The sequence below is a fragment of the Oceanicella sp. SM1341 genome (assembly GCF_003448965.1).
Lineage (GTDB): Bacteria > Pseudomonadota > Alphaproteobacteria > Rhodobacterales > Rhodobacteraceae > Paroceanicella.
In genome coordinates this window covers 14,594-30,319 of sequence record NZ_QRGC01000007.1, presented here as the reverse complement: position 1 = coordinate 30,319, position 15,726 = coordinate 14,594, and the positions used below count along the sequence as shown (strand labels likewise).

At 72.1% G+C, this 15,726-nt stretch carries 13 protein-coding genes; 6 read left to right on the top strand and 7 right to left on the bottom strand.

The genetic code is table 11. The features are described from left to right. Positions 1–37 precede the first annotated feature (37 nt). Positions 38–1,198, bottom strand: coding sequence for an OpgC domain-containing protein (locus tag D3P35_RS08680; protein ID WP_118134324.1), 1,161 nt, complete (start codon positions 1,196–1,198; stop codon positions 38–40). Between the two features lie 296 nt (positions 1,199–1,494). Here D3P35_RS08680 and D3P35_RS08675 point away from each other — a divergent pair, with 296 nt between their 5' ends. After that, positions 1,495–2,148, top strand: coding sequence for an SGNH/GDSL hydrolase family protein (locus tag D3P35_RS08675; protein ID WP_157982073.1), 654 nt, complete (start codon positions 1,495–1,497; stop codon positions 2,146–2,148). Positions 2,149–2,462: 314 nt separating this feature from the next. Here D3P35_RS08675 and D3P35_RS08670 read toward each other — a convergent pair whose 3' ends face one another. The 4 genes from D3P35_RS08670 to rpsD all read right to left on the bottom strand — a co-directional run bounded on the left by D3P35_RS08670 (position 2,463) and on the right by rpsD (position 7,264). Further along, positions 2,463–4,052: a glucan biosynthesis protein gene (locus D3P35_RS08670; RefSeq protein WP_118134322.1), complete on the bottom strand. Its 1,590-nt coding sequence runs from the start codon at positions 4,050–4,052 to the stop codon at positions 2,463–2,465. 215 nt (positions 4,053–4,267) lie between these two features. Beyond that, on the bottom strand, positions 4,268–5,137 hold the full coding sequence (locus D3P35_RS08665; protein WP_118134321.1) for a 50S ribosomal protein L11 methyltransferase: 870 nt from the start codon (positions 5,135–5,137) through the stop codon (positions 4,268–4,270). 259 nt (positions 5,138–5,396) lie between these two features. Further along, entirely contained in the window at positions 5,397–6,047 is a 651-nt protein-coding gene (gene msrA, locus D3P35_RS08660) for a peptide-methionine (S)-S-oxide reductase MsrA (protein WP_118134320.1), read from the bottom strand. A 596-nt stretch (positions 6,048–6,643) separates the two neighbouring features. Then, positions 6,644–7,264, bottom strand: coding sequence for a 30S ribosomal protein S4 (gene rpsD, locus D3P35_RS08655; RefSeq protein WP_118134319.1), 621 nt, complete (start codon positions 7,262–7,264; stop codon positions 6,644–6,646). A gap of 262 nt (positions 7,265–7,526) precedes the next feature. Between rpsD and mtnA the strand changes: the two genes are divergently transcribed. Further along, positions 7,527–8,630 carry an S-methyl-5-thioribose-1-phosphate isomerase gene (gene mtnA, locus D3P35_RS08650; RefSeq protein ID WP_118134318.1) on the top strand — a complete coding sequence of 368 codons (1,104 nt, stop codon included), beginning with the start codon at positions 7,527–7,529 and terminating at the stop codon, positions 8,628–8,630. A gap of 624 nt (positions 8,631–9,254) precedes the next feature. On the opposite strand, the gene D3P35_RS08645 is transcribed toward mtnA, so the two are convergent. Beyond that, the gene (locus D3P35_RS08645; protein ID WP_118134317.1) at positions 9,255–9,905 is read right to left on the bottom strand and encodes a sulfotransferase family 2 domain-containing protein; all 651 of its coding nucleotides are present in this window, start codon (positions 9,903–9,905) and stop codon (positions 9,255–9,257) included. 175 nt (positions 9,906–10,080) lie between these two features. Between D3P35_RS08645 and D3P35_RS08640 the strand changes: the two genes are divergently transcribed. Continuing rightward, positions 10,081–10,464: an HIT domain-containing protein gene (locus D3P35_RS08640; protein ID WP_118134316.1), complete on the top strand. Its 384-nt coding sequence runs from the start codon at positions 10,081–10,083 to the stop codon at positions 10,462–10,464. A gap of 77 nt (positions 10,465–10,541) precedes the next feature. Here D3P35_RS08640 and D3P35_RS08635 read toward each other — a convergent pair whose 3' ends face one another. After that, complete coding sequence (locus D3P35_RS08635; protein WP_118134315.1) at positions 10,542–11,513, bottom strand: ABC transporter ATP-binding protein; 972 nt, start codon at positions 11,511–11,513, stop codon at positions 10,542–10,544. Positions 11,514–11,664: 151 nt separating this feature from the next. Here D3P35_RS08635 and D3P35_RS08630 point away from each other — a divergent pair, with 151 nt between their 5' ends. The 3 genes from D3P35_RS08630 to D3P35_RS08620 all read left to right on the top strand — a co-directional run bounded on the left by D3P35_RS08630 (position 11,665) and on the right by D3P35_RS08620 (position 15,712). Beyond that, positions 11,665–11,847: a zinc-finger domain-containing protein gene (locus D3P35_RS08630; protein WP_118134314.1), complete on the top strand. Its 183-nt coding sequence runs from the start codon at positions 11,665–11,667 to the stop codon at positions 11,845–11,847. Positions 11,848–11,995: 148 nt separating this feature from the next. Then, positions 11,996–14,854, top strand: a complete 2,859-nt coding sequence (gene polA, locus D3P35_RS08625; RefSeq protein ID WP_118134313.1) for a DNA polymerase I — start codon at positions 11,996–11,998, stop codon at positions 14,852–14,854. A 516-nt stretch (positions 14,855–15,370) separates the two neighbouring features. After that, positions 15,371–15,712, top strand: a complete 342-nt coding sequence (locus tag D3P35_RS08620; protein ID WP_232830435.1) for a hypothetical protein — start codon at positions 15,371–15,373, stop codon at positions 15,710–15,712. Positions 15,713–15,726: the final 14 nt, after the last annotated feature.

Genomic DNA, 15,726 nt, shown 5'->3' with positions numbered 1-15,726 from the left:
GGACCCCCGAACCCTGCGCCCCCCTGCCGGGCGCCGCTCAGGCGGCGTCGCGGCGGCGCTGCGGGGCAACCGGCACCGGCTCCGCGCGCACCCGGGCGCGCATCGCCTGGGCCGCGCTCGCCCGGGCCTCCAGCAGGCAGGCCGCACCGATCAGCAACACGGTGAGCAGGATATCCGTTCCGAGCCGCGCCGCAACCCCGCCGCCGGCCGCGGTGTTGATCGCGTCGCCGGTGACCGTGAGCATCACGCCCAGGATGAAGCAGGGCAGCCCGTGCCGGCCGACGAGCGAGACGGTGCGCCCGGCCCGCGAGGTCGCCATGCCGTCGAGCAGGCGGCGACCGGGCACGGCGGCCAGCCAGGCCATGGCGAGCAGGCCGATGAAGCGCACCTCGTCGAGCGACCACTTGTCGATGTCGCCGAAGGTGGTGCGGAAGGCCTGGTAGACCGCGCTGTCGCCGATGGCGGGGATCTGCCGGCCCAGCCCGTAGTAGAGGCCGGCCGCACAGACCATCGCCGCCGCGCCGGTCACGGCCGTCGCATGCGGGCGCAGGGCCTCCATCAGCGCGCGGCCGTGCACCGCGATCGCGGCACCGGTGAAGAACAGCAGCTGCCAGCCGAAGGGGTTGAACAGGAAGCCGCCTTCCTCGGTGGGCAGCAGGGCGTTGAGCGGGCCGGCGAAGTACCACAGCAGGCCCGAGCCGGCGAGCGTGGCCAGCGGCCAGCGGATCAGCGCCGGGATCACCGCGCAGCTCATCAGCATCACCGCCACGTAGAGCAGCAGCACATCGGCCAGGTTGGGCTGGGTGAACAGGCTCGCCACGTCGAACAGGAAGGCGAAGGGCGATTCCGCCATGCGGTCGGCGAAGCCGGAGAACACCACGGTGTGCTCGAAGCCCGTGCGGCTGAGCAGCACCGAGAGCCCCACCATGCCGACGGCCCCCACGAGATAGGCGATGTAGAGCTCGCCCGCGCGGGTGAAGAAGCGCCGGCGCGCGGCACTCTCGCCGCCCTTCGCGCGGATGCGCATCCAGATCGACCCCACCAGCCAGCCGGCCACGAAGACGAAGATTTCCGCCGCGTCGCTGAAGGCGAGATGCGAGATAGTGGCATGCGAAAGCACGCTCCCGGGGACATGGTTGATCATGATGCACACCAGTGCATAGCCACGGATCATATCGATGTACTCGATGCGTTTCATCAGAACGCTCCCTGGATGGGTGTCGGCCAGCGTTGCCCGGCTGCTACAGTCGGGCCCGGAAGTGCCGCGCTACGAGTTGTGAAGCCCGGCGAGGATGAAAAAGTTCCCCGATTGGGCTATGGAGACCTCCGGGGCCCGCCGGAAGGCCGGCCCGTTTTTCGCCGAAAATCGACAGGAAGAGCATGAAACAACGGGTTTTCGCCGCGGTTCTCTGTGCGGCCACTTCACTGACGGGCATGTCCAGCGCCCTGCGTGCCGAGACGCTTCTCACACAGCTTGGCTGCGGATCCGGTCTGGTGACCGGGCCCGGCGGCGCGGTCACCCTGCCCGAGCGGGCGCTGGCCGACGGCTCTTTCGACGTATTGATGATCGGGTCCTCCTCGACGGCCGGCGTGGGCAGCGGCGTGGAGCGCGCCTACCCCGCCGTGGCCGGACATCTGCTGGCCGAGCGCCTCGGCGACGCGGCCTCGGTGCGCGTGGTGCCGCGCGGCGTGGGCGGCGAGCGGGCCGACGGCGCGCTCTCGCGCCTCGCCCGCGAGATCGACGAGACCCGCCCCGACCTGCTGGTCTGGCAGGTGGGCACCAATGACGCGGTCTCCGACGTGACGCTGGACGCGCTCGAGCAGACCGTGACCCGCGGCATCGCCATGGCGCGCGACGCGGGCATCGGCGTGATCCTGATCGACCCGCAGTTCTACCCCCGCGTCTCCACCAACCCGCGCTACGCCGACGTGGTGGCGATGATCGACCGGCTGGGCGACGCGGAGGGCGTGCCGGTGGTGCGCCGGTTCGAGCGCATGCGGCGCGCCGAGACCCTGGGCCCCGAGCAGATCAACGCCCTGCTCGCGAAGGACGCCTTCCACATGAGCCCGCTCGGGCATGAATGCCTGGCGCGCGACCTCACGGCCACCATCCTCTCCAGCGCCGCGCTCGACCCGCGGCTGAACTGAGGCGCCTGCCGCCCCCGCCGGCGGCACGGGCTCCCTCACCGCCCGCGCAGGTGCAACCGGCGCGCCCGGCGCCGGGGCCGCCCGATGCCTCGCCCCGCCTGACGGCGGCAGGCAATCTCTCGCCGTCCGCCCCGGGGCCGGGGTGGCGGGGAGTGCCCCGGCCCGCGCGTCTGTGGGCAGCGCTGCGGTCCGCGCGGCGGTGGGCCGGCTCATCGGTGCCCGCGCGGGCACCGGGCCGGCATCACGGCCCGCCCGCCCGCCGACCGGCGGGAGGCAGAGGTGCATCGCGGCCGCCCGGGCCCTGTTGACAGCTGTCAACTCCGGGCGCGCCCCGTCACGGCCTCGGTCACCCAGGTCTCGCTCAGCGCCGCGTCGCCGCGGCGCAGCCAGGCGCGCAGGCCGCAGGGCGCCTCGCCGTCCGGCGCGAAGTCGAAGGCCAGCCGCCAGCGCCGCGTGCCCAGCACCGGGCGGGCCGAGGGCTCACCCACCAGCCGGCCGCCGTCGACCGAGACCACCGCCTCCACGCCGTCCTCCAGCGTCAGCCCCTCCAGCACCGGGCCCTCGAAGTCGATCACCATGGTGTCGACCCCCTCGGGGATCTCCTTGCCGGGCCGCCCGCCCTGCCCCTGCCGCGTGGCCTGCACCCAGGCCACCGACGCCGGCTCGGGGTCGCGCGCGGCCCAGGTGATGCGGTAGTCGAAGGCAAGCTCGGTGCCCGGCCCCGGCCCGTCCTGCGGCGACCAGAAGGCGACGATGTTGTCGGAGGCCTCGTCCTGCGTCGGGATCTCGACGAGCTGCACCCGGCCCGGGCCCCAGTCTCCCTCCGGCTCGATCCAGGCGGAGGGGCGGCGGTCGTAGAACACGCCGTCGTCCTGGTAGTTCTCGAAGTCGCGGTCGCGCTGGATGAGGCCGAAGCCGCGGGGGTTGCGGTCGAGAAAGCTCGAGACGCGCACCTCGCCGGGGTTGCGCAGCGGGCGCCAGATGCGCTCGCCCCTGCCGGTGTGCAGCGCGAGCCCGTCGCTGTCATGCACCTCGGGGCGCCATTCGTCGGCCAGGATGTGGTCGCGCTCGGAAAACCAGTACATCGAGGTGAGCGGGGCGATGCCCAGCCGCTGCACCCGCTCGCGGAAGAACAGCCGGTTGCTCACCCGGGTGACCTTGGCCGTGCCGTCGGCCGGCCCCTGCGCCCCGATGCGGAACGCGCCGGCGACGGAGGGGCCCTCGAGCAGCGCCCAGATCGTCACCGTGTCGCCCTCCGCCTCCGGCGGCCCCACCCAGAAGGCGGAGAAGCGGGGGAATTCCTCGGAGCCGCCGAGCCCGGTGTTGATCGCGATGCCGCGCGCGGAGAGCCCGTACTGCCGCTCCGGCCCGTCGGTGCGGAAGTAGGAAGCGCCGAGGAAGGAGATCCAGTCCGGGCCGATGCCGGCATCGCGCCCGGGCTCGCGGCGCATGATGCGCAGGCCGGCGAAGCCCACGTCATGCGGCAGGGCCTGCGCCGGGCTGTCCTGCGGCATGTCGAAGTAGGAGCGGTCGTAGATCACCTCGCGCGCCTGGCCGTTCTCCACCAGGTGCACGCGCACCGGCTCCTTGAAGAAGCGGCCGGGGTGGAAGAGCTGCATAGGCGCGTCGGTGCCCGGCACGGTGACGGAGGCGTCGTTGCGGAAGCGGATCTGCCAGTGGGCGTCGTAGCCGATCTTGTCGATCTCGGCCTCGGCGGCGATCTTCGGCGCGACATAGGGCCTTTGCGCGATGTCGCGGGCCCGCGCCACCAGCCGGTCGAAATCGAACGGCTCCGGCTCGCCCTCGACCAGCGGCACGTTGGCCAGCGCGCCGCGCGGCAGCATCCCTGCCGCCACCAGCCCCGCGACAGACGCCAGAACGGAGCGCCTCGACATCTTCGACATACGACCTCTCGGACCTTTCCTGCACCGCCCGGGGCGCGCCAGCCTGCCGGGTGTCCGGCAGATCTGGTGCACAGGGGCACGATGGCAATGCCCCGGACTGCGGTTTGGTTGCATGCATCGCCGCCCTGCGGCGCCGGGACGCGGCGTCACCCGCCCCTTCCGCGGGCCGGGTGCCGTGCCGCGCGGGCGCGGGCCGCGTCAGCCTGTGGCGGGGCTCAGCTGCGGCGCAGGACCAGCGTGGTCCACTCGCCGATGCGCTCGCGGCGGATCACGTTCAGCCCGTGGCCGCGGTAGACCGCCTCCACTCCCGGGGCCTGGCGGTTGAGCAGGCCGGAGAGGATGGCGACGCCGCGGGGCGCGAGATGGGCCGCCATGTCGCCCGCGAGCCGCTTCAGGGGCGCGGCGAGGATGTTGGCGAACACGAGGTCGTAGGGTGCCCGCTCGCGCAGCAGCGGCGCGTTGAACCCGGCCGAGAGCCCGGTGCGGATGAAGGGCGTGAGCCCGTTCGCCTCGGCATTGGCGCGGGCGGTCTCGACCGCCACCTGGTCGATGTCGGTGGCGACGCAGGGCACGTGCCAGAGGGCGGCCGCCCCCATGGCAAGCACGCCGGTGCCGCAGCCCACGTCGGCCACGCGGCGGGCGCGCAGGCCCTGCCGGTCGAGCCAGTGCAGCGAGCGCAGGCAGCCCAGCGTGGTGCCGTGGTGGCCGGTGCCGAAGGCCATGGCCGCCTCGATGCGCAGGCCGATGGCGTTCATCGGCACCTTGTCGGCGTCGTGGCGACCGTGCACGAAGAACGGCCCGGCGACGACAGGGGTGAGCTCGCGCTGCACCTGGGCTACCCAGTCCCGGTCATCGAGCTTCGAGACCGCGAAATCCGCCGCGCCATGCATGGAGGAGAGCAGCGCCAGCCCCGCCACGTCGGGCCGCTCGGTGAAGTAGCCGCCGACCTCCCAGAGCCCCGAGCCGTCCTCGATCTCGAAGACACCGATGCCGGTCGGCGTGGGATCGAGCTCCTCCATGGCCTCGCCCAGGGCCTGGGCCGCGGCCTCGGTGGAGAGGGTGGTGATGGCGGTATAGGTGGTCATGGCGCGCTCCGTCCGGCGGGAAGGCTCCCCGATAGGACAGCGCGGGGGATTGGTCAATGCCCGCGGGGGCAGGCTGCGGGTCCGCCGCGCGCCCCCGCCCGGGCCCTGCCCCGGCTTTCGGCCGGCGGGCGGCGGCCGCGCGCGGGGGGCGCGGCCGCCGGGCGGGGGACATGCTCCGCCGGCCCGGTTTGCCGCGGGCGGCTGCTGAAACGAGAAGCCGCGCCGGAGGCGCCGGCGCGGCTTTCGGGGCTGCGGAGTGTCAGACGCTCACGCCCACCGGGCAGGTGACGCCGGTGCCGCCGATGCCGCAGTAGCCGCCGGGGTTCTTGGCGAGGTACTGCTGGTGGTAGTCCTCGGCGTAGTAGAACACCGGGGCGGGCAGCACCTCGGTGGTGATCGGCCCGTAGCCGGCGGCGGTGAGCCGGGGCTGGAACTGCGCGCGGCTGGCCTCGGCGAGCTGGGCCTGGGTGTCGGAGAAGGTGTAGATGCCGGAGCGGTACTGCGTGCCGGTGTCGTTGCCCTGGCGCATGCCCTGCGTGGGGTCGTGGCCCTCCCAGAACACCCGCAGGAGGTCCTCGTAGGAGGTCACGGCGGGGTCGAACACCACCAGGACGACCTCGTTGTGGCCCGTGGCGCCGGAGCAGACCTCCTGGTAGGTGGCGTTGGGCGTGTAGCCGCCGGCGTAGCCCACGGCCGTCACCCAGACACCCTCGAGCCCCCAGAACATGCGCTCCACGCCCCAGAAACATCCCATGCCGAACATCGCCTGCTCGAGGCCTTCCGGGAACGGGCCCTTCAGCGGGCGCCCGTTGAGGAAATGCGTCTCGGCGGTGGGAATGGGCTCCGGGCGGCCGGGCAGCGCATTGTCGGGGTCGGGCATCTCGAGCTTGCGGGACAGAAACGAGAACATGCGAGCCTCCTGACGTGACGGGGAACGCCTAATGTGGCGTCGCGCGGCCCACATGCAAGCCCCGCACCGCTCACCGCGCCGCGAGGCCGGGGCCCTGATCCCCCGGGGTGCTTGCGGCCGCGGTATCAGCCGGCGGCCGTGCCGCGGCGGCTCCGCAGCGATGCCGTGGGGCGGCAGCCGGGCCCGGGCGCCCGGCCGGTGTTCCGCGAGGTCCGGCTCGCCCTCCGGGGCCGGTTCACCGCGCGCGGCGGGCGAGCAAGGGGATCATCCGCCGCCAGCCCTTGCTCCCCGACGGAGGCGCCGCGCCCGACCCTCTCGCCCGGGCGACCAGCCCGGGCCGCGCCCGACCCTCCCCCCGGGAGGGCGCGCTGGCGATGTCATGCACCGCACAGCCCGAGTCCGGAGCTTTGGAGATAAACCGCTGACCACAAGCCGTGCTGCGCCCACCCAGGGTCGGGCGCGGCCCTCAGCGCCTGGCCCGGGGCGTACAGGCGCAGGGCTTGCCCGGCTCCGGCCCCGGCCCCCGGCCCACAACGAAAAAGGCCGCGCCCCGGGGGGCACGGCCTTTCCTGATCTCGGTTGATCCGGGGTGCGGATCAGTTCTTCGCGTAGAACTCGACCACGAGGTTCGGTTCCATCTGCACCGGGTACGGGATGTCCGACAGGGCCGGGGTGCGCACGAAGGTGGCGGTCATCTTGGAGTGGTCCACCTCGAGGTACTCGGGGGTGTCACGCTCGGCGGAGGCGGCGGCCTCGAGCACCAGGGCGAGCTGCTTGGAGGCAGGCTTCACCTCGATGACGTCACCTTCCTTCACCCGGTAGGACGGGATGTTGACGCGCTGGCCGTTCACGAGCACGTGGCAGTGGTTCACGAACTGGCGGGCGGCGAAGATGGTCGGCACGAATTTCGCGCGGTAGACCACGGCGTCGAGGCGACGCTCGAGGAAGCCCACCAGCGCCTCACCGGTGTCGCCACGGGTTTTCGCGGCGTCGGCGTAGATGCGGCGGAACTGCTTCTCGGTCAGGTCGCCGTAGTAGCCCTTGAGCTTCTGCTTGGCGCGCAGCTGGGTGCCGAAATCCGACAGCTTGGACTTGCGGCGCTGGCCGTGCTGGCCCGGGCCGTACTCGCGGCGGTTCACCGGGGACTTCGGACGGCCCCAGATGTTCTCGCCCATGCGGCGGTCGATCTTGTATTTCGCGGACGTACGTTTGGTCACGTCGCGGCTCCTTTCACGTTCAAAATGAGGCGCCCTCCTTTCCCCTCCCCATGAGGGGCGACAGGATCCCCCTTGCGGAGGCCTCGCGCGCCGGCAGTGCCACCACCCCAACAGGTGGCGGATCGCGGCCTTATAAGCGCATCGGGGGCGGAGTCAACCTCCCCCTCGGCCGGGGCCGTGCCCTTTCCCCGCGCGCGTGCAGGGTCTACATAGCCCGGCAGAGGGGGCGCCTGCCCCGCCCGCCAGCCCGAGGGAGTTCGCCATGAAGATCGACGGTACCGCCTATCGCACCATCTGGCTCAACGCCGACGGCGAGGGGGTCGACATCCTCGACCAGACCCGCTTCCCGCACGCCTTCGAGGTGGTGACCCTGCGCGACCTCGACGCCGCCGCCACCGCGATCCGCGACATGTGGGTGCGCGGCGCGCCGCTGATCGGCGCCACGGCCGCCTACGGCATGGCGCTGGCCCTGCGCGCCGACGCCTCGGACGCGAGCCTCGCCGCCGCCCATGACCGGCTGCTCGCCACCCGCCCCACCGCCATCAACCTGCGCTGGGCGCTGGAGCGCTGCCGCGCCCGGCTGGCGCCGCTCTCCGAGCGCGACCGGCCGGGAGCAGCCTACCGGCTCGCCGCCGAAATCTGCGACGAGGACGTGGCGATCAACGAGGCGATCGGCGAGGCCGGGCTGCCGATCATCCGCGAGATTTCCGCGCGCAAGGGCGGCGCGCCGGTGAACATCCTCACCCATTGCAACGCCGGCTGGCTGGCGACGGTGGACTGGGGCACCGCCACGGCGCCGATCTACAAGGCGCATGACGCGGGCCTTCCGGTGCATGTCTGGGTCGACGAGACCCGCCCGCGCAACCAGGGCGCCTTCCTCACCGCCTGGGAGCTGGGCCGCCACGGCGTGCCGCACCACGTGATCACCGACAATGCCGGCGGCCACCTGATGCAGCGCGGCGAGGTGGACATGGTGATCGTGGGCACCGACCGCACCACCGCGCGCGGCGACGTGTGCAACAAGATCGGCACCTACCTCAAGGCGCTGGCGGCGGCGGACAACGGCGTGCCCTTCTACGTGGCCCTCCCCTCGCCCACCATCGACTTCACGGTGGAGGACGGCCTCGCCGAGATCCCGATCGAGGAGCGCTCGGGCCGCGAGGTGACCCATATCGCCGGCCGCGCGGCAGACGGCGAGACCACCGAGGTGCAGCTCACCCCCGACGGCAGCGAGGGCTTCAACCCCGCCTTCGACGTGACCCCGGCCCGCCTCGTGACGGCCCTCGTCACCGAACGCGGCCTCTGCCCCGCGACCTCCGACGGCATCGCCGCGCTGTTCCCCGAGCGGGGTGCCCTCAGCGCCTGAGGCGCGGACCCTCACGGGGCGCCTGGGGCGCCGAGCTTGGCCGGGCGCCCGGGGCGCTGATCCCGGATGAACGCCCGAGGTCCGGGGCCCGGCCCTGTCGGGCCCGCCGAGCAGGCGGAGCGCTGGCCTGGCCCGGCGCCCCGGGGCGCCGGCCCGGACCGTGGCGCCGACTGGCCCTGACGGGCGATGGCCTTTTCCTCGGGGGCATCGAGCCCCCTTCGGAAAAGCACCGGCTGCGCCGGTGTCGCCCGGCCGGTGCGCGACCTTGTGGCGCCCCTTCCGCTTTCGAGTGAAGCTGCCGGGTACTCGGCCCGGCACATGCGCCGAGCCGTTGTGCGGTCCCGTCAGGGCCGGGGCCGGGCCGTGGAGGGCGCCCGGACCGCGCCGGGTGTGGTGCATGCTCCACGGCAGCGCGAGGCACACGAACCCTTGCCGATCGAGCGCCACGGTCGCCGGTCCGCGGTGACCGGCCCGCCCTCCATCCTGCCGCGGCATCGGAGCGGAGCGCCGGCGCGCCCGGCAGCCGGTCTCCGGCTGCCCTTCTGCGGGCCTCGCCCGCAGAAGCCGCGTGCGGGGCACCCGCACGCGGGGGCGCGCTCCCGCCCTGGCCCGGCCGGGCGGGGCTCAGCGCGGGGGATAGTAGTCCTTCAGGAAGCCGTAGTCGGCGGCGCAGTATTCGCGCAGGCCGCGCTGCACGCCGGCGGGGAGATCGGCGAAGTCGATCTTCTTCTCGCTCACCATGCGTTCGGGCAGGGTGAGGGCGATGCCGGTGCGACGGGAGAGCTCGCCCACCATCTCGTCGAGCTCTTCCAGCCGATAGATACGGTCGAACCAGCCGAGATCGGGGCCGAGGAAGCTCGCCGTCGGGTCGGTGTGGTTGCGGATCGGGGCGGAGAGCGCGCGGTACTGGTCGATCTTGAACACGAACTGGCGCAGGCTGGGGTTGAGCGGCACGTCCAGCGCCTCGGCCGCGGCCGGGCTCACGTGCTTCTCCGAGAGCACCTTCCGCTGCAGCACCCGGTTGGTGTAGGCGGAGATGATGCGCTTGATCGGGTCGCGCACCACGGCGAGCTTCGTCCAGCCGTCGAACCGGCCCAGCTCCACCCGGTGGAAGCGGGTCGACTGGTAGCCCTCGCCATGCGCCTTCACCTTCTCCTCGCCCTCATCCGGGGCGCGGCCGGTGTTGGCCACGTGGAAGACATGCTTGAGCGAGGTGCTCGCCACCTTCGGGATCGGGAAATAGACGATCCTGTGCGCGTCGATCGTGGCGGTCATGCGGGCCCTCCGGCAGCGGGTTTCCAGCGGGGGCGCAGGCCGGCCCCCGCGCTCACCATCCTCAGCGCGGCGGCCGCGTCAACCCCCCCGGCGCGCGGGGCATTTCCGGGCGTGACGCCGCCGGGCGCCGCGGGCATTCTGGCGCCCGACTCGCCAACCCCCCGGAGGAGGCCCGATGCCTTACGCCTACGACGACCAGAACATCTTCGCCCGCATCCTGCGCGGCGAGATCCCCAACAAGACCGTGCTGGAAACCGAGCATTCCCTCGCCTTCCACGACATCGGCCCGCAGGCGCCCTGCCACGTGCTGGTGATCCCGAAGGGCGCCTACGTGAGCTACGACCATTTCACCGCGGAAGCCTCCGACGCCGAGATCCTCGATTTCTCCCGCGCCGTGGGCGAGGTGTGCCGGATGATGGAGGTCTCCCCCGCAGGCGGGGGCAAGGGCTACCGGCTGATCTCCAACACCGGCGCGCACGGCCACCAGGAAGTGCCGCACCTGCACGTCCACGTGCTCGGCGGCCGCTCGCTGGGCCGGATGCTCGAAGCGCTCGACTGAAGCACGGCGCAGACGAAAAGGGGCGGCCCCGCGGCCGCCCCTTCGCGTTTCGGGACGCCCCGTTCCACCCCCCCGCTTCAGGAGGCCTTGCCGAGCGGGGCCGGCCCGCCCTCGGGCGCCTTCGTCGAGGTGAGCGCCACGAAGATGTCCTCGAGGTTGGGCTCCTCGCTCGCCACGTCGGCGATGGTGATGCCGGCGGCGCGCACGGTGTCGAGCACGCGGCCGGCACTCATCGCGGTGCGCGAGTAGCTCAGCGCGAGGCGGCCGTCGGGGCGCAGGGCGGCGCGCAGGCCCTCGGGGAGGTCGGCGGGCACGGCGGCCGGGCGCTCGGGGGTGATGACCAGCGTCTTGGTGTCCATCCGCCCGATCAGCGCCGATTTCTCCTCGTTCGCCACCAGCGTCCCGTCGGCGATGATGCCGATGCGGTCGCACATCTGCTCGGCTTCCTCGAGATAATGGGTGGTGAGGATGATGGTGGTGCCGGCGTCGTTGAGCTCGCGCACGTAATCCCACAGCATCTGGCGCAGCTCGATGTCCACGCCCGCGGTGGGCTCGTCGAGCACCAGCACCTGGGGCGCGTGCACCAGCGCCTTGGCCACCAGCAGCCGGCGCCGCATGCCGCCCGAGAGCGTGCGGGCATAGGAATCGGCCTTGTCGAGCAGCCCGACCGACTTGAGGATGCTCTCGGTGCGCCGCTCGCGCGCCGGCACGCCGTAGAGCCCGGCCTGCAGCTCCAGCGCCGCGCGCGGGCTGAAGAACGGGTCGATGTTGAGCTCCTGGGGCACCACGCCGATGGCGGCCCGGCTCTGGCGCGGGTTCACGTCCTGGTCGAAGCCCCAGATCTTCACCGAGCCGGCGGACTTGCGCACCAGGCCCGCCATGATGTTGATCGTGGTGGATTTCCCCGCTCCGTTCGGCCCCAGCAGGCCGAAGACCGAGCCCGCGGGAATGTCGAGGTCGAGGCTTTTCAGCGCCTCCTTGTCCGGCGCGCCGCCGGTGCCGGGGTAGACCTTGCGCAGGCCGCGCAGTTCGATGGCATTCTGCGGCATGATGGTGTTCCCTTCGCATCTGTTGCAGCGGCGTCGCGGAGCGGCCCGGCCGGGCCCGGCCGGCCGATCGCGCCTTGCCGCGCGGCGCGGGATCGCTATCATGCGCCACCTTGAGCGGTCAACGCCGCGACCAGACCCGGAGACCCTGCGCATGACAATCGAGGCACCCGAAACCCAGGAAGTCACCAAGAGCCGCATCGCCTGCGACGGCGGCGGGCCGGCCACCGGCCACCCCCGGGTCTGGCTGACGATCCCGCCGGAGACCGGGTTCGTCGAATGCCCCTATTGCGACAAGAAATTCGTGCTCAAGCCCGGTTCGGTCGACGAGCACTGAGCCGCCCCGGCCCCGGCCGGAGCGCACCGCGGCCTGCCCGCGCCCTCTCCCCCCGGGGAGGGCGAGAGGGCCCTGCGCCCATCCGAACTGCCCTGACTGCCCGCGAGAGGCCCGAGCCCGCGGCACCCCCGAATACGGAGACCCCTCAATGAGCGACACCAGCACGGATGCGGCCCCGGGGGGCACCGGCCTCGGCATCGGCCCCGGCGACCACCTGCACCTGATCGACGGCTCCGGCTTCATCTTCCGCGCCTACCACGCGCTGCCGCCGCTCACCCGCAAGTCCGACGGGCTGCCGGTGGGCGCGGTCTCGGGCTTCTGCAACATGATCTTCAAGCTGGTGGAAGACGCGAAGGGCGAGGACGCGCCGACCCATGTGGCGGTGATCTTCGACTATTCCTCCAAGACCTTCCGCAACGAGATCTACCCCGAGTACAAGGCCCAGCGCCCGCCCGCGCCGGAAGACCTGGTGCCGCAGTTCCCGCTGATCCGCGACGCGACGCGCGCCTTCAACCTGCCCTGCATCGAGATGGACGGCTTTGAGGCCGACGACATCATCGCCACCTATGCCGCCCAGGCCACGGCGGCGGGCGCGAAGGTGACGATCATCTCGTCGGACAAGGACCTGATGCAGCTCGTCGATGACAGTGTCTCGATGCTCGACGGCATGAAGAACCGCCGCATCACCGCCGAGGAGGTGGTGGAGAAATTCGGTGTCGGCCCCGAGCGGGTGATCGACGTGCAGGCGCTGGCGGGCGACTCGGTGGACAATGTCCCCGGCGCGCCCGGCATCGGCATCAAGACCGCGGCGCTGCTGATCAACGAATACGGCGACCTCGACACGCTGCTGGCCCGGGCGGAAGAGATCAAGCAGCCCAAGCGCCGCCAGACGCTGATCGACTTCGCCGAGCAGATCCGCGTGTCGCGCCGGCTGGTGACGCTGATGCGCGACGTGCCGCTGGAGGAGCCGATAGGCGCCCTCGCCCTGCGCGAGCCGGACCCGCAGATGCTCATCGACTTCCTCGCCCGGATGGAGTTCCGCACGCTGGCGAACCGCGCCGCGGGCAAGCTGGGCGTCGAGGCGCCGGTGATCACCGAGGCGCCCGCGGCCCCCGCCGCCACCCCCGCCCCGCAGGCCGAGGCCGATGCGCCGCCCCCCATCGACCCCGCCGGCTACGTGACCGTGAGCGATGCCGCCACGCTGCAGGAGTGGTGCGCGCTGGCGCGCGAGCGCGGCCGGGTGGCGGTGGACACCGAGACCACCTCGCTCGACGAGATGGTGGCCGAGCTGGTGGGCGTGTCGCTGTGCGTGGAGGCAGGCTCGGCCTGCTACATCCCGCTGGGCCACGTGGAGGGCACGGGCGACCTGCTGGGCGCGCGCAGCCCCGCCCCCGGCCAGATGGACCGCGAGGCGGCGCTCGCCCTGCTGCGCGACATCCTGGAGGACGAGGCGATCCTGAAGATCGGCCAGAACCTCAAGTATGACCTGAAGGTGCTCGCCCGCGCCGGCGTGAACGTCTCCCCCATCGACGACACGATGCTGATCTCCTACGCGCTCGATTCCGGCCTCGGCGGCCACGGCATGGACGCGCTCTCCGAGCGCCACCTGGGCCACAAGCCCATCCCGATCAAGTCGCTGCTGGGCACCGGCAAGTCCGCCATCAGCTTCGACCAGGTGCCGATCGCCGCCGCGACCCCCTACGCGGCGGAGGACGCCGACATCACCCTGCGCCTGTGGCAGCACCTCAAGCCGCGGCTGGTGCGGGACCGGCTCACCACCGTCTACGAGACGCTGGAACGCCCGCTGGTGCCGGTGCTGGCGCGCATGGAGATGGAGGGCATCAAGGTGGACCGCGACCACCTCAGCCGCATGTCCAACAGCTTCGCCCAGCGCATGGCCGGGCTGGAGGCGGAGATCCACGAGCTCGCCGGCGGGGCGTTCAACGTAGGCTCCCCCAAGCAGCTCGGCGAGATCCTCTTCGAGCGCATGGAGCTGCCCGGCGGCAAGAAGGGCAAGGCCGGCGCCTGGGGCACCGGCGCCGACGTGCTGGAGACGCTGGCCGCCGAGGGCCACGAGCTGCCCGCCCGCGTGCTCGACTGGCGGCAGATGTCGAAGCTGAAGTCCACCTACACCGACGCCCTGCCCACCCATATCAACGCCGAGACCGGCCGGGTGCACACCTCCTTCAGCCTCGCGGCCACCACCACCGGCCGCCTCGCCTCCACCGACCCGAACCTGCAGAACATCCCCGTGCGCTCCGAGGAGGGCCGGCAGATCCGCGAGGCCTTCATCGCCGAGCCGGGCAACCTGATCGTGAGCCTCGACTACAGCCAGATCGAGCTGCGCATCCTCGCCGAGGTGGCCGGCATCGAGGCGCTGAAACAGGCGTTCCGCGACGGGCTCGACATCCACGCGATGACCGCCTCCGAGATGTTCGGCGTGCCCATTGAGGGCATGGACCCGATGATCCGCCGCCAGGCGAAGGCGATCAACTTCGGGGTCATCTACGGCATCTCGGCCTTCGGGCTGTCGAACAACCTGCGCATTCCGCGCGCCGAGGCCCAGGCCTTCATCGACCGCTATTTCGAGAAGTTCCCCGGCATCCGCGACTACATGGACAGCACCGTGGAGGGGGCGAAAGCAAGGGGTTACGTCGAGACCCTCTTCGGCCGTCGCATCCACACGCCGGAGATCAACGCCAAGGGCCCCGGCGCCGGCTTCGCGAAACGCGCCGCGATCAACGCCCCGATCCAGGGGGCGGCGGCCGACGTGATCCGCCGCGCGATGATCCGCGTGCCGGCCGCGCTCGAGGCCGCCCGCCTGCCGGCCCGCATGCTGCTGCAGGTGCATGACGAGCTCCTCTTCGAGGTGCCCGAGGCGGCGGTGGAAGACACGATCTCCACCGTGCGCGCGGTGATGGAGGGCGCGAGCCACCCGGCGGTGCATCTCGACGTGCCGCTCGTGGTCGACGCCGGCTCAGGCCCGAACTGGGCCGCCGCCCACTGAGACCGCGGCCCGGACCACCCCCGGAAGGCTCGCCACCAAAGCGCCTTTCCCGGCGGAGGACCGGCGAGCGCCCCGGTCTTCCGCCGCGCCAGACCACGCCTGCCGCGAGACGCCTGTCTGCGTGAGTTGGCCGGGGCCGCGCAGGCAGGCCCTGTCCCGCAAAGCGCCCCGCTCACCCCTTCCGCCCGGGCGACCAGCCCGGGCCGCGCCCGACCCTCCCCCCGGGAGGGCGCGATGGCGATGTCGCTTGCCGATCAGCCGTCGTCCGGGGCTTTCACGATAAACCGCTGACCACGGGCGTGGCGGCGCCCACCCAGGGTCGGGCGCGGCCCTCAGCGCGCAGCTCGGATGAATTAAGTTTCCGAGAATCTGTGGCAGGAGTTCAAAATAAGTATTTGAAAATATAATATTCCATAAGAAACGCTCGCCCATCGCGCTGTGCGCAACAGCACTGCGCAGGCGCCCGCAGCCCGGCACTGAGGAGCACGGGCATTCCGCCCGGTGCGAGGTTTCCCGATGTCTCCCGAAGCGGCGCCGCCGTCCTCCCTCCTGCTGCTCGCGATCGCCTGCGGCTCGGCCGTGGCCTATACCGTGTCGATGGTGGCGATGAAGTTCTGGTCCAGCGGCCCGCCCGCCCTGCTCGCCCCGGTGATCGCGCTGGCGCTGCTGGTGGCGGTGGCGCTCGAGATCGTGGCGCTGCGCCACGAGCGGCTGGGCCTGATCTACATCGCCATCCTCGGCATCGAGGTGGTGCTGATCGCCGCCGTCACCAGCCTCGTCTTCGGCGAGCAGGTGAGCGGGCGCGAGCTCGCAGGCTGCCTGCTGGTGATCGCCGGCACCGCGCTCGCCTGGAGCTGAGGCGCCGGCGGGCG

What these genes read in the sequence shown, in the direction of transcription:
- D3P35_RS08665 (WP_118134321.1), bottom strand. Translation starts at nt 5,137, where the DNA reads ATGACCACCTATACCGCCATCACCACCCTCTCCACCGAGGCCGCGGCC.
- polA (WP_118134313.1), top strand. Translation starts at nt 11,996, where the DNA reads ATGAGCGACACCAGCACGGATGCGGCCCCGGGGGGCACCGGCCTCGGC.
- mtnA (WP_118134318.1), top strand. Translation starts at nt 7,527, where the DNA reads ATGAAGATCGACGGTACCGCCTATCGCACCATCTGGCTCAACGCCGAC.
- D3P35_RS08620 (WP_232830435.1), top strand. Translation starts at nt 15,371, where the DNA reads ATGTCTCCCGAAGCGGCGCCGCCGTCCTCCCTCCTGCTGCTCGCGATC.
- D3P35_RS08635 (WP_118134315.1), bottom strand. Translation starts at nt 11,513, where the DNA reads ATGCCGCAGAATGCCATCGAACTGCGCGGCCTGCGCAAGGTCTACCCC.
- D3P35_RS08640 (WP_118134316.1), top strand. Translation starts at nt 10,081, where the DNA reads ATGCCTTACGCCTACGACGACCAGAACATCTTCGCCCGCATCCTGCGC.
- D3P35_RS08680 (WP_118134324.1), bottom strand. Translation starts at nt 1,198, where the DNA reads ATGAAACGCATCGAGTACATCGATATGATCCGTGGCTATGCACTGGTG.
- D3P35_RS08630 (WP_118134314.1), top strand. Translation starts at nt 11,665, where the DNA reads ATGACAATCGAGGCACCCGAAACCCAGGAAGTCACCAAGAGCCGCATC.
- msrA (WP_118134320.1), bottom strand. Translation starts at nt 6,047, where the DNA reads ATGTTCTCGTTTCTGTCCCGCAAGCTCGAGATGCCCGACCCCGACAAT.
- D3P35_RS08645 (WP_118134317.1), bottom strand. Translation starts at nt 9,905, where the DNA reads ATGACCGCCACGATCGACGCGCACAGGATCGTCTATTTCCCGATCCCG.
- D3P35_RS08670 (WP_118134322.1), bottom strand. Translation starts at nt 4,052, where the DNA reads ATGTCGAAGATGTCGAGGCGCTCCGTTCTGGCGTCTGTCGCGGGGCTG.